Here is a 12,039-nt window from a genome sequence, read left to right on the forward strand (position 1 = left end):
CGGTGTCGCATTCCTCTTCCGATCGAGGGGTCATCCATGCGGAGGTTCCCCCTGATCGTCTCGGCCGCGTACGTCTGGATCGCCATGGTGGCCTTCGGCGGTATCGCGGTGGAGACGATCGTCATCTACCCCAACGTCTTCCACGACCCGCCGCGCTCGCTGGCCGAGTCGGTGGAGTTCTTCGCCGTGACCGGACCCGCCGATTTCTTCCCGCCGATGGGCGCTGTCACCGTGCTCGCGGCGCTGGCCTGCGCGGTGCTGCTGTGGCGGGTGCGTTCCGCGCGGTGGTGGCAGGTGGCCAGCCTGGCTTCGCTGCTGTTCGGCGAGTTCCTGTTCTCCGCGCTGTTCTTCTGGCCGCGCAACACGATCATGTTCGACGAGGGCGCGGCCGTGCACTCGGTGGAGATCCTGCGGCGGACCGCGTTCGAGTTCGCAACCGGGCACTGGTTCCGCCTCGGGTTCAGCGCGGTCACCGCGACGCTGGGCTTCGTCGCCCTGCTGCGCCTGCACCGGCACCAGCTGCGGAACTCGGAGGTGTGATCGTGCCGCGGAGACCCGAACTCTCCCCGCTGTGGATCCTGGGCCTGGCCGCGCTGGGCGTGCCCAGGGTCATCGCGCACGACCTCGGGCCGGTCGGGGCGCTGGTCAACGGGCTGCTGATGTTCGTCCCGCTGGTCGTCTGGGTGGCGGTCGTGCTCTGGAAGCGCGTGCGCGCGCCGTTCTCGGCCCTGCTCATGGTCGGGCTCGTCCACGGGGTCCTGCTCGGCGTCACGCACCAGATCCTGTGGACCGCGGCGTTCGCGGGCGACCCGCCGGAGCTCGGCGGCAACCTCGCCGGAGCGCTCCCGCCCGTCGCCGAGGCGTTGCTGCTGCGGGCCTTCGCGTTCATCAGCAGTCTGGTCACCGGGGCGCTCGTCGGCGCGGTGACCGGCGCCGTGGCGTGGTCTCTGGCAAGAATGAGTTCACGATGATGCGGAATCGGACCGAACGAGCGACCGACCTCGGGCTCGGCGCACTGGTGCTGATCGTGGTGTGCGCGGCGATCACCGCCAACGTGGGTGGCGATGTCGCCCGCGTCGGCCCGGGGGCCTACGCGTTCGCGGTCTTCTTCGGCGCGCTCATGCTGCTGCGCCGGAGCCGGCCGGTCGCCGTTCTGATCGCCACCGCCGTGGCGCTGCTCGCGTACTACGCGCTCGGTTACCCGCCGATCGGGCTGGCCGTGCCGGTCGCTGCGGCGCTGTACTCGGCGGCCGAACTCGGCCGCGCCTACTGGGCCGGTGCCACGGCGCTCGCGCTGCTGATCATCTCGACGGCGGTGCGGATCGCCCAGGGCGACGACCTTGCCCTCGTGCTGGGGCTCGAGGTCCCGACCGCTGCCGCGCTGATGACCGCGGTCGTCGCGCTCGGAGACAGCGTCCGGTCGCGGCGCGGCTGGCGCTCCGAGCTGGACAACCAGGCCGCCGCCGCGGAACTGGAGCGCGAACGCGAGGCGGCGCGCCGGGTCGAGCAGGAGCGGGTGCGCATCGCGCGCGATCTGCACGATCTCCTGGCGCACACGGTGTCGGTGATCTCCCTGCACGCCGACGTGGCCAGGGAGTCGCTGCGCGAGGACGCCGACACCGCCGAGCGCTCGCTGACCGCGGTCCGCACCGCCTGCCGCGACGCGAGCCGCGAGCTGCGGGCGACGCTAAACGCCCTGCGCGCACCCGATGGCGACGCCGAGGACACGCCCGGCCTCGACCAGCTCGACCGGCTCACCGAGCCCGCGCGGTCGGTCGGTTTGGACGTGCGCGTGCGCACCTCCGGGTCCGGAACGCCCGCGGCGATCTCCGATGTGACCGCCTACCGCGTGGTGCAGGAGTCGCTGAGCAACGTTCTGCGACACGCGCACGCCGATGGCGTGCTCATCGAGCTCGACTACGGTGCGGAGGCCGTGCTGGTGCGGGTGACCGACGACGGCCGAGGCGCGCGTCCGGGCGAAGGTGGATCGGGTTGGGGCCTCGCCGGGATGCGGGAACGCCTCGCGCTGCTCGGCGGCGAGCTGTCCATCACCACTCATCCTGGGGAGGGATTCGTGGTCGAGGCCCGAGTACCGATGCAGGCGCCCGCATGATCCGGGTGCTGCTCGTCGACGATCAGCCGCTGGTCCGCGAGGGTCTCCGCGCTCTGCTGGAGCGCGCAGAGGACATCACCGTCGTCGGCGAGGCCGATGACGGACGCGCGGGATTCGACGGCGCCGTCCGCGAACGTCCCGACGTGGTGCTGATGGACATCCGCATGCCCGGCGGCGACGGCTTGGAGGCCACGAGCCGGATCGTCGCCGATTCGCGGCTGCGGCTGGTGCAAGTCGTCGTGCTCACCACGTTCGACACCGACGAGAACGTCCTGAAGGCGATCCGCGCCGGGGCGGCGGGTTTCCTGCTCAAGGACACCGGCCCGGACGACCTGCGCGCCGCGGTGCGCATCGTCGCGGGCGGCGACGCGTTGCTGTCGCCGGCCGTGACCCGGCGCGTGATGCGCGCGGCGGCCGAGGGGCCAGCTCCGGGCAGGGCAGAGCGGCTCGAGGTGCTCACCGGGCGCGAACGCGAGGTGCTGGCCGAGGTCGGAGCCGGGCTGTCCAACGGCGAGATCGCCGAGAGCCTGCACATGAGCCCGGCCACGGCTCGCACGCACGTCAGCAGGCTGCTGACCAAGCTCGGCGCCCGCGATCGCTCCCAGCTCGTCGCGCTGGCCTACGAAACCGGGCTCATCTCCCCCGGCAACGCCTAACCCCGTTCCGCCAGCGCGGTCCGTTTTGTCCGGACAGTTTTAGGCAAAACTGTCACGCTCGGGACGCGGGGTTGCGGCCTGCCGAGCCGGTCCCGCAGTTTCCGAGCGGCCAGCTCCCAGCTCCTAGTCCTCGGTCGGGCTCGCCGCCTCGGCGAAGCGGGCGAAGACGGCCATCGCGGCGGAGCGATCCGCCGGGCTCATCCGCTGGAGCACGTCGGCCAGCATCTCCCGGCGCTGACGATTGACGCGCGCAACGATCTCGCGCCCGTTGGCCGTGGGCGCGAGCAGCGTTTCCCGCCGGTTCAGCGGGTTCCGGGCGCGCTGCACGAGTTCGAGCTGCACGAGTCGATCGCACGCGCGCGTGACCGACGAGGGGTTCATCGCCAGGTCGTCGGCAACACGGCCCATGATCACCGGCGGCTTCGCCTCGGCGATGATGACCAACGCGCGGAACTGCGTGAGGGTCAGCTGCGCGGTGACCTCGGAAACCGTCGAATCCGCGATCCAGACCATCGCACGCATCACGGCGAGCGCTTCGTCGGTCCCGACGTCGGATCCGTTTCGCGCGCTTTGCGAATTATCTTCCATTGTCCGCCATCCTATCGACGACCTCTCACCCGAACAGTTGCACCACGCAAATCAGGTGAATCCACCCACGTCATCCTTAACACGATGTGGTGCGCAGATTTACTGTTGCGTTATGCAAATAAAGGCGTCGCACTTGGGAGACTTCACGCTAAGACCACGAGCACTGATGATCGCCGCGCTGGCAATACCGGTCGGCATCGCCTCCTCGCTCGCCGCCTACGCCCTGCTCAAGCTGATCGGGTTGATCACGAACCTGGTCTTCTACCAACGCCTGGCCACCGACCTCATCGCACCCGGCGCCCAGCACCATCCGTGGTGGCTGATCCTCTCCGCCCCGATTCTCGGCGGGCTGGTCATCGGTCTGATGGCCCGCTACGGATCGGAGAGGATCCGCGGTCACGGCATGCCCGAGGCGCTGGAAGCCATCGTGGCGGGCCAGAGCCGGGTGCAACCCCGGGTCGCGGTCCTCAAGCCGGTCTCCTCGGCCGTGGCGCTGGGCACCGGTGGCCCGTTCGGTGCCGAGGGCCCGATCATCATGACCGGTGGCGCGCTCGGCTCGGTGCTCTCGCAGCTGCTCAAGCTCAGCTCCAACGAGCGCAAGACGCTGCTCGTCGCGGGCGCCGCGGGCGGCATGACCGCGGTGTTCAACGCACCGCTGGCCTCGATCCTGCTCGCCGTCGAGCTGCTGCTGTTCGAGTGGAAGCCGCGCAGCTTCATCCCGGTCACCGTCTCGGTCGTGGTGAGCACCGTCGTCCGCGGATTCCTGCTGGGTACCGACCCGCTGTTCCCCGTGCGGGTGCCGGTGGCACCGGACAACACGGCGGTCCTGCTGGCGATCGTCACCGGCGTTACCGGCGGCCTGTTCGCGATCGTGGCGACCTGGCTGGTCTACCGCTCCGAGGACGCCTTCGCCAAGCTGCCGTTCCACTGGATGTGGTGGCCCGCGATCGGTGGCGTGATCATCGGTGTCGGCGGGCTCATCGAACCGCGCGCCCTGGGCGTGGGCTACGACGTCATCGACGCGATGCTGACCGGGCACGCGACCATCGCGCTCATCTTCGGCATCCTCACCGTCAAAACGCTGATCTGGGCGATGTCGCTGGGCTCGGGAACCTCGGCGGGCGTGCTGGCACCGGTCTTCCTGCTCGGCTCCGCGCTCGGGGCCGCCGAGGGACTGATGCTGCCGCAGGTCTTCCCGGGGTTCTGGGCGATGTGCGGACTCGCCGCCGTGGTCGGCGGCGTCATGCGCTGCCCGCTGACCGGCATCGTGTTCACCCTCGAGCTCACGCACGCGTGGCCGTGCCTGGTTCCGCTGACGGTCGCTTCGGTCGTGGCCTACGGGGTCTCGGTGCTGCTGCTGAAGCGATCGATCCTCACCGAGAAGCTGGCCCGGCGCCGCCTGCACCTCACCCGCGAGTACACCACCGACCCGCTCGAGACCTTCTTCGTACACGAGGTGATGACGAGCGATCCGGTGGTGCTCTCCGCAGGCCGGGCGATCGAGGAGGCCCGCGAGGACACCCGCGATGGCGAGGTCTACCCGGTCGTGGATGAAGGCGAGCTCATCGGCATGACCACGCGCGAGGCGCTGCTGTCCTGCACCGGCGAGACGGTCAGCGCGGCGACGACCGCCGTCCCCGCGCCGGTCCACCCGGACGACACGCTCAGCACCGCGGCCGACGCTCTCGCGGTCAACGATCTGACCCGGCTGCCGGTGGTCGATCGCGAGGACCCGGCCCGGGTTCGCGGCGTCATCTGCCTGACGCAGCTGCTGTGCGCCCGCAAGCAGGACCACTACGAGGAGCACCACCGCCAGCGCTACCTGGCGACCGCGTCGGTATGACCGGGTGGCGGGCGTCCCCGGCCGCGGGGACGCCCGCCTCGACGAAGTTGCCGGCCCCGCCACCCGACCCCATGCTGTGGTTCGACAGCACCCGCCTGCGAGGGGAAGCGGGAACCGATGCGCGCGACGTTGATCTACGGTGCCGGCGATGTGCGGGTCGAGGAGGTACCGGACCCGGAGCTGCGGGAGCGCACCGACGCGATCGTGCGGGTCGTGCGCAGCTGCGTCTGCGGCAGCGACCTGTGGCCCTACGGTTCCCGCCCGGCCACCGAGCGGGGCGATCGGATCGGGCACGAATTCCTCGGCGTGGTCGAGGAGGTCGGCCCGGAGGTCTCCGGGATCGCGCCGGGCGACCTGGTGGTAGCGCCGTTCGTCTGGGCCGACAACACGTGCGACTTCTGCGCCGAAGGACTGCAGACGTCCTGCAGGCACGGCGGCGGCTGGGGCCAGGACGGGGTCGACGGCGGCCAGGGCGAGGCGGTGCGGGTGCCGCAGGCCTCCGGAACGCTGGTGAAGCTGCCCGTCGGCGAGGACTCGGCGCTGCTGCCCTCCCTGCTGACCCTGTCGGACGTGTTCCCGACCGGCCACCACTGCGCGGTCACCGCCGGGGTCGACGAGCGCACGAGCGTGACCGTGATCGGCGACGGCGCGGTCGGCCTGTCCGCGGTGCTGGCGGCCCGGCGGCTGGGCGCCGAGCGGATCGTCCTGATGGGACGCCACCAGGGACGCACCGAACTCGGACGCGAATTCGGCGCCACGGAGGTGGTTCCCGAGCGCGGCGAGGAGGGCATCGCGAAGGTCCGCGACCTCACCGGCGGGGACGGCACGCACCGGGTGCTGGAGTGCGTCGGGACCAAACCCGCGCTGGAGATGGCCCTCGGCGTCGCCCGGGAGGGCGGCACGGTCAGCCGCGTCGGCGTACCGCAGTACGAGGAGGGGCCGATGGGCGTGGAGAAGATGTTCTTCCGCAACATCACCCTCACCGGAGGCGTCGCACCCGCCCGCGCCTACATCGAGGAGCTGCTGCCCGACGTGCTGGAGGGCGAGATCGAGCCCGGCAAGGTCTTCGACCGCACGGTGGATCTGGACGAGGTGCCCACCGGCTATCGGGAGATGGCCGATCGAAAGGCCCTGAAAGTGTTGGTCGAACCCTGACCCGCGCAGCCGCCACCGGACCCAGAATCGGGGCATGACTTCGTTCGATCCGCACGCGCTGCTCGCCGAGAGCACGCTGGGCGTGCTCGCCACCATCAAGTCCGATGGACGTCCGCAGATGTCACCGGTGCGCCCGTTCTTCGATCCGGGAACCGGCGACATCCTGATCTCCACCCGCGAGGGCCTGGCCAAGGCCCGCAACCTTCGCCGGGATCCGCGCGCGACCCTGGAGGTCACCCGCACCGACGGGCGCGCCTGGGCCACGGCCGAGGGCGTCGCCATGATCACCGGGCCGAGCGATGATCCGCACGGCTCCGAGATCCAGGCGCTGGTGGACTACTTCCGCAGGGCGGCGGGCGAACACCCGGACTGGGAGGAGTACCGCTCGGCGATGGTCGCCGAGCGGCGGATCCTCATCACCATGTCGATCGATCACGTCTACGGGGCCGACATCAGTTCCAACTGACCCGGAACCACTTGGTCCGCGGGTTCAACGCGATCCCGGTCGTGGAGGCGCAGATCCGCTCCTTGAACCGGGCGCCGAGCTTTCCGGTCACGGTCAACGCCGTCGGCGTGTCGTCGAAGCGGGTGTGCTGCAGCAGACCCGAGCGCCGCCCCAGGCTGATGCACTGGCTGACGAACTTCGGCGAAACGGGCTTGGGCTCGGTCCCGTCCGCCAGGTGCAGCACCGTCTCCGCGGCGTGCATGCCCAGCGGACACGCGGACTGGCAGCTCATCCGCACCGGACGGCCGGCGACGGCCGCCGCGTCACCGGCCCCGACGATCTCGGGAGCGCTGGTGCTGACCAAGGTCGGGTGCACGCTCAGCGCACCGTCGGCCGAGGTGGCCAGGCCGCTATCAGCTGCCAGCGCGGGCATCCGCAGGGTCGCGGTCAGCACCGACAGGTCGCTGTCGAGCGCGCGCCCGTCGGCCAGCACGACCTTGCCCTCCTGGATCTCCTCGACCGGCGTTGCCTCGAGGACCCGGACGCCGAGCCCGGTGAGCACGTCGCGGATGTAGGCGCGTCCCTTCGCGCCGACAGTCTCCGCGATCCGCCCGTCCGTGACCAGCCGGACGGCGTGCTCGCCCTGCTCGGCGAGCTCCGCGGCGACCTCGATGCCGGTGAGCCCGCCGCCCACGACGGTGATCGACGCGTCCGCGGGCAACCGGTCCAACCGCTCCCGCGCCAGGACCGCACCGTCCAGGTCGCCGACGGTCACCGCGTGCTCGGCGGCTCCGGCGATCACGTCCAGGCCGCTGTGACTGCCCACCGCGTAGATCAGGTAGTCGTAACCGACCTCTCCCCCGTCGCGCAGCGCCACCACCCGCCGCGCGACGTCGATCGCCACGGCTGTCCCCCGCACGTGACTCGTTCGCGCGGGCAGCAGATCGGCCAGCGGCGTGGTCGCGGGGTGGTTCCCCGCCAACAGCTGGTGCAGCCGGATCCGCTCGACGAACTCGTCGCGCGGCCCGATCAGCGTGCAAGCCAGCCCTGCCCGGTCCAGCCGCTTCGCGGCGCTCACGCCCGCGTACCCGGCTCCGATGATCACGATCTCCGGTCTCAAGACGACCCCTCCCGACGACGATGCATCAACGACCGGGACGGACGGCCGTCGGAGAATGTGACAGGACGGGTTCAGCGCAGCGCGACGAGCACGGTGTCGTCGCCGGATTGCCAGAGCGGCCCTGCTTCGGCGAACCCGGCATCGCGGAGGAGGTCGACGTGCTCGGCGACGGAGAGGCCGTTGTCGCCGCCGTGCGGCATGGCGCGCTCGGAACATTGGCCGAACAGCGGCGAGAGCTCCGGGTCGGCGCGCACGGCTCCCCACCACTCCCGCCAGCCCTCATTGCCCGTCACACCGGCTCGGATCTCGCGGGAGGCGCGGATCTTGCCGGCGAGCGCGTCCAGCCGAGGCGATTCGGAGTGCAGGTGGTCACCGTTGACGAAGACGCCACCGGGACGGATCAGGCTGGCCAGCCGCGCGTAGAGCCCTTCGAGAGCCGACGGCCCGAGCCAGTGCAGCGCGGTGGTGGACACCGCGGCGTCGACGGTTCCCGGAACCCTGCTCGACCAGGAAGGATCCGCGAGGTCGGCATCGACGAACTCGAGCTCGGGGTAACGCGCACGCCCGAGGCCCATGAGCAACGGGTCGGCGTCCAGACCGACGACCCGCGCGCCCGGAAGCGTTTCGCGCAGTCGCGCCCCCAGCGAACCCGGTCCGCAGCCGAGATCGAGCACGGATGGTTGCACGCCAACGGTCTCCCGGACGACGTCGATGATCACCGCGAACCGCTCCTCGCGGTCTGCGACGTAGCGCTCCTGCTGAGCATCCCAGCGGTCGAGCCAATACCGGGCACGTTCACGATCGAGGACGGACATGGCGACTCCGTAACTGTCTATATTTATGATGACAGTTACGAACCCTGGAGCGAGAGCAGGTAACTGGTCAAGTGGAATTCGACAGCCACACGAACGGAGTCGTCTCCGCCGCAGTGGCCCTCGTCAACGCGCTCACCCCTGGACAGGCCCGCGGCCGGGACTACGCGCCCGCGCCGGAAGAACTCGCGGACCGGGCACACGAAGCGCTGCTGACCGGCTCGCGAACCGGCGCCCGCCGCCCCACCGACGAGGAGGCGCGAGCGCTGGCCGAGGTCGCCACCCGGCTGCGCGCGGTGTTCACCCATCTCGACGCCGGGGACATGAACGCCGCCTGCGAGCACGTCAACGAACTCCTGCGCACCACCGAGGCAGCGCCAGTGCTGTCCAACCACGATGGCGGCGTGTGGCACGTGCACTTCCACGCCCTCGACGCCGACTACGCCCGCAGCTGGGAAGCGCCGATGGCCACCGCGCTGGCCATCGTCCTGGGCAACCCGTCGGCCGATCGCCTGGGCGTGTGCTCGGCCCCGGCCTGCGACCGCGTGTACCTCGACACCTCGCGCAACGGAACCCGCCGCTTCTGCTCCACCGCCTGCCAGAACCGGGTCAAGGCGGCGCACTTCCGCAGCCGTCGCACCGGCGGATGACCCGCCACATCCTCAGCGACTGGCATGCCTTATCGTTTTTCGATAGTTTTGCATCGTTGGTCGATAGAGGAGTTGCGATGGGGTCGTGGGCGGTGTGGGCGTTGCGGGTGGTGCTCGTGATGCTGCTCGGTGGATCGGTGTTCCTGCAGGCCGTGATGGTGCCGCTGCTGGCGGCCGACTTGAACGAGCTCAACGCGGAGCACGCCTGGTTGAAGACGCCGCTGCTGACGATCATCGTGCTGGGCGTCGTGTGCTGCCAGGTGATCCTCGTGTGCGTGTGGCGGCTGGTGAGCATGGTCCGGCGCGCAACCGTGTTCTCGCACGGCGCTTTTCGATACGTTCACGTGGTCATCGGGGCGCTGGTGTGCGCCGCGGCGCTGGTCTTCGCGCTCGCGTGCCTGCTCGCGCCCGGCGAGGCCGTGGCGCCGGGGGTGGTGCTGCTGATCTGCGGCGTCGTGGTGGCCATCCTGGGGATGGCGCTGATCGTGCTGGTGCTGCGGATGCTGCTGGCGCAGGCCGTGGCGCGCGACGCCGAGGCCGCCCAACTGCAGGACGAGCTGAAAGACGTGATCTGATGCCGATCGTCGTGGACATCGACGTGATGCTGGCCAAGCGCAAGATGTCCGCCGGTGAACTGGCCGAGCGGGTCGGCATCACTCCCGCCAACCTGGCGGTGCTGAAGAACGGCCGCGCCAAGGCGGTTCGGTTCACCACCCTGGAAGCGCTCTGCGAGGTGCTGCGGTGCCAGCCCGGCGACCTGCTGCGGTGGGAATCGGCCGAGCAGGTCGCCGAGACGGCGCAGACCTAGGAGCTGTTCCAGTTCGGGTTCGCGCGGCGGTGCGGGGGCGGAACCTCGGACGCCGCTCGGCTCCGGGATCCGCGACTGTCGGTTCCTAGCGCAGGTCGAAGACCGCGAATCCGAATCCGGGGACGGTGAGACCGGATTCGTTGACCTGGACCCCTCCGTCGATCACCGGTGTCGCACCGGCGAGGCGGTCGTCGTCGATGCCGACCGAGACCTTCTCGCGGCTCGGGTTGACCGCGACCAGGAATCGGTCACCGCGCAGGTAGGTCAGCGGATACCCGTCGTGGAACACCCGCACGTCGCCCGAGGTGCCGAGTTCCGGGTGCTTCTCGCGCAGCTTCAGCAGGCGACGCACGAAGTGCAGCAGCGAGCCCTCGTCCTCGAGCTGGGCCTGCACCGTCGGGCGGTTCGGGTCCGGGTCGATCGGGATGTAGAGGTCCTCCGGATCGGCCGTCGAGAACCCCGCGTTGGGGCCGTCGCTCCACTGCATCGGGGTGCGGTTGCGCTGGCGTCCCTTGCTGCCCTCGACGTCCGGCAGACCTTCGACCATCCGCATGCCGATCTCCTCGCCGTAGTACAGCGTCGGCACCGACGGCCAGGTCAGCAGGAAGGTGAACGCCGCGGGGATCTCCTCCGGCGAGCGCACGCCGTTGTTCAGGCGGGTCGCGCCATCGTGGTTCGCCGAGATCAGCAAGGTGCGGCCACCCTGGTCTCCGATGGCCTCACGAGCCTGCTGCCAGGCGTCGACGAAGATCTTCGCGGTGCCCGTGCCCTCGGCCGAGAAGTACGGGTTCTCCTGCCACAGCGACTTCCACGCCGCCCCGTCACCGGGTCCGTTGACCGGCAGGAAGAAGTCGCCGGAGAAGCCCGCCGGAACCGAGGTCGCCGGATCGCCCCACTCCGCGATGAGCAGCGCGTCGGGATGATTGGCGTCCAGCCACTCCCGCATCTCGCCCCACAGCTTGCGCGTTTCCACCCACTCGGGGTCGTCCTTGACCAGGGTCGCGGCCAGGTCGCAGCGGAACCCGGAGATGCCCAGATTGAGCCAGTGGTCCATCACCTCGCGCATCGCAGCGCGGTTGCGCTGCGGACCTTCGGCATCGACCGGCTGCCGCCAGGGCTCGTCCGGGTTCATCCGGCCGTAGCCGTAGTTGATGGCCGGCTGGGTCTCGTAGTAGTTCTTCATGAACGCGCCCGCGCGCGGCCCCGGCGAGGCGACGAAGGACTCCGGCAGGCTTCCGTCCGGGGGAAGCTGATCGGGCGTCGCCCAGATGTAGCGGTGGTCGGCATCGTCCTGCAGCGACTGCAGGAACCACGGGTGCTGATCCGAGCTGTGCCCCGCGACCAGGTCGAACAGCACCCGGATGCCGCGCTTGCGGGCCTCGGAGACCAGCCGCACGACGTCGTCCTCGGTGCCGTAGCGCGGGTGCACCGACGTGTAGTCGGCGATGTCGTAGCCCGCGTCGGTGAACGGCGACGGGAAGATCGGGTTCATCCAGATCGTGTTGACGCCGAGCCACTGCAGGTAGTCGAGGCGGTCGATGGCCCCGTTCAGATCACCGATCCCGTCGCCATCGGTGTCGGCGAAGCTCTGCGGGTAGAGCTCGTAGAGGACCGCGTCGTCCAGCCAGGACCCCTTGCCAACCGCGGCGAACGACAGCGAGGGCAGGACCGTCATCCCCGCCAGCGCCGCGCCGGTACCGAGCACGAACGATCTTCTAGAGACCACCATATCCACTCCCGCGCCTTTGCCTACGTATGCACAAACGCGGTCAATATAGCGATTTCCAGGCGTGTTCGGAAGATTTGCTACGTATTCATAGGGTTTCACGAGGGGATGCCCGGGATGCGG

Annotated in this window: 14 protein-coding genes; 10 read left to right on the forward strand and 4 right to left on the reverse strand. The window is 70.0% G+C overall.

Going from position 1 to position 12,039, the window contains the following annotated elements:
- Positions 1-36 precede the first annotated feature (36 nt).
- The 4 genes from ABD289_RS12630 to ABD289_RS12645 are packed head-to-tail and all read left to right on the forward strand — an operon-like array spanning position 37 to position 2,769.
- Positions 37-540, forward strand: coding sequence for a DUF1772 domain-containing protein (locus ABD289_RS12630; protein ID WP_344130662.1), 504 nt, complete (start codon positions 37-39; stop codon positions 538-540).
- Between the two features lie 2 nt (positions 541-542).
- Positions 543-971 carry a hypothetical protein gene (locus tag ABD289_RS12635; protein WP_344130665.1) on the forward strand — a complete coding sequence of 143 codons (429 nt, stop codon included), beginning with the start codon at positions 543-545 and terminating at the stop codon, positions 969-971.
- Positions 968-2,113, forward strand: a complete 1,146-nt coding sequence (locus tag ABD289_RS12640) for a sensor histidine kinase (protein ID WP_344130670.1) — start codon at positions 968-970, stop codon at positions 2,111-2,113. Before ABD289_RS12635 ends, ABD289_RS12640 begins: the two co-directional genes overlap by 4 nt.
- On the forward strand, positions 2,110-2,769 hold the full coding sequence (locus ABD289_RS12645) for a response regulator (RefSeq protein WP_344130672.1): 660 nt from the start codon (positions 2,110-2,112) through the stop codon (positions 2,767-2,769). Before ABD289_RS12640 ends, ABD289_RS12645 begins: the two co-directional genes overlap by 4 nt.
- A gap of 123 nt (positions 2,770-2,892) precedes the next feature.
- Here the strand turns inward: ABD289_RS12645 and ABD289_RS12650 are convergent, their stop codons facing one another.
- Positions 2,893-3,357, reverse strand: coding sequence for a MarR family winged helix-turn-helix transcriptional regulator (locus ABD289_RS12650; protein WP_344130675.1), 465 nt, complete (start codon positions 3,355-3,357; stop codon positions 2,893-2,895).
- Between the two features lie 166 nt (positions 3,358-3,523).
- Here ABD289_RS12650 and ABD289_RS12655 point away from each other — a divergent pair, with 166 nt between their 5' ends.
- From ABD289_RS12655 to ABD289_RS12665, 3 genes are all read left to right on the forward strand, one after another.
- A complete protein-coding gene (locus ABD289_RS12655; protein WP_344130678.1) occupies positions 3,524-5,200 on the forward strand; it encodes a chloride channel protein in 1,677 nt (558 codons plus the stop codon).
- Between the two features lie 117 nt (positions 5,201-5,317).
- Positions 5,318-6,355, forward strand: a complete 1,038-nt coding sequence (locus ABD289_RS12660) for a zinc-binding dehydrogenase (protein ID WP_344130681.1) — start codon at positions 5,318-5,320, stop codon at positions 6,353-6,355.
- A 34-nt stretch (positions 6,356-6,389) separates the two neighbouring features.
- Positions 6,390-6,821: a PPOX class F420-dependent oxidoreductase gene (locus ABD289_RS12665; RefSeq protein WP_344130684.1), complete on the forward strand. Its 432-nt coding sequence runs from the start codon at positions 6,390-6,392 to the stop codon at positions 6,819-6,821.
- Here the strand turns inward: ABD289_RS12665 and ABD289_RS12670 are convergent.
- Positions 6,808-7,920, reverse strand: a complete 1,113-nt coding sequence (locus tag ABD289_RS12670) for an NAD(P)/FAD-dependent oxidoreductase (RefSeq protein WP_344130687.1) — start codon at positions 7,918-7,920, stop codon at positions 6,808-6,810. The two genes, ABD289_RS12665 and ABD289_RS12670, sit on opposite strands and share 14 nt — an antisense overlap.
- Positions 7,921-7,991: 71 nt before the next feature.
- Complete coding sequence (locus ABD289_RS12675) at positions 7,992-8,735, reverse strand: class I SAM-dependent methyltransferase (protein WP_344130690.1); 744 nt, start codon at positions 8,733-8,735, stop codon at positions 7,992-7,994.
- A gap of 71 nt (positions 8,736-8,806) precedes the next feature.
- Here ABD289_RS12675 and ABD289_RS12680 point away from each other — a divergent pair, with 71 nt between their 5' ends.
- The 3 genes from ABD289_RS12680 (at position 8,807) to ABD289_RS12690 (ending at position 10,190) form a co-directional block, all read left to right on the forward strand.
- Positions 8,807-9,382, forward strand: coding sequence for a CGNR zinc finger domain-containing protein (locus ABD289_RS12680; protein WP_344130694.1), 576 nt, complete (start codon positions 8,807-8,809; stop codon positions 9,380-9,382).
- A 77-nt stretch (positions 9,383-9,459) separates the two neighbouring features.
- A complete protein-coding gene (locus ABD289_RS12685; RefSeq protein ID WP_344130697.1) occupies positions 9,460-9,957 on the forward strand; it encodes a DUF2975 domain-containing protein in 498 nt (165 codons plus the stop codon).
- The gene (locus tag ABD289_RS12690) at positions 9,957-10,190 is read left to right on the forward strand and encodes a helix-turn-helix domain-containing protein (protein ID WP_344130700.1); all 234 of its coding nucleotides are present in this window, start codon (positions 9,957-9,959) and stop codon (positions 10,188-10,190) included. Before ABD289_RS12685 ends, ABD289_RS12690 begins: the two co-directional genes overlap by 1 nt.
- A gap of 85 nt (positions 10,191-10,275) precedes the next feature.
- Here the strand turns inward: ABD289_RS12690 and ABD289_RS12695 are convergent, their stop codons facing one another.
- On the reverse strand, positions 10,276-11,919 hold the full coding sequence (locus ABD289_RS12695) for an alpha-amylase family glycosyl hydrolase (protein WP_344132013.1): 1,644 nt from the start codon (positions 11,917-11,919) through the stop codon (positions 10,276-10,278).
- Positions 11,920-12,039: the final 120 nt, after the last annotated feature.

This window comes from Saccharopolyspora halophila (assembly GCF_039531955.1).
In the GTDB taxonomy this organism is placed as follows: domain Bacteria; phylum Actinomycetota; class Actinomycetes; order Mycobacteriales; family Pseudonocardiaceae; genus Saccharopolyspora; species Saccharopolyspora halophila.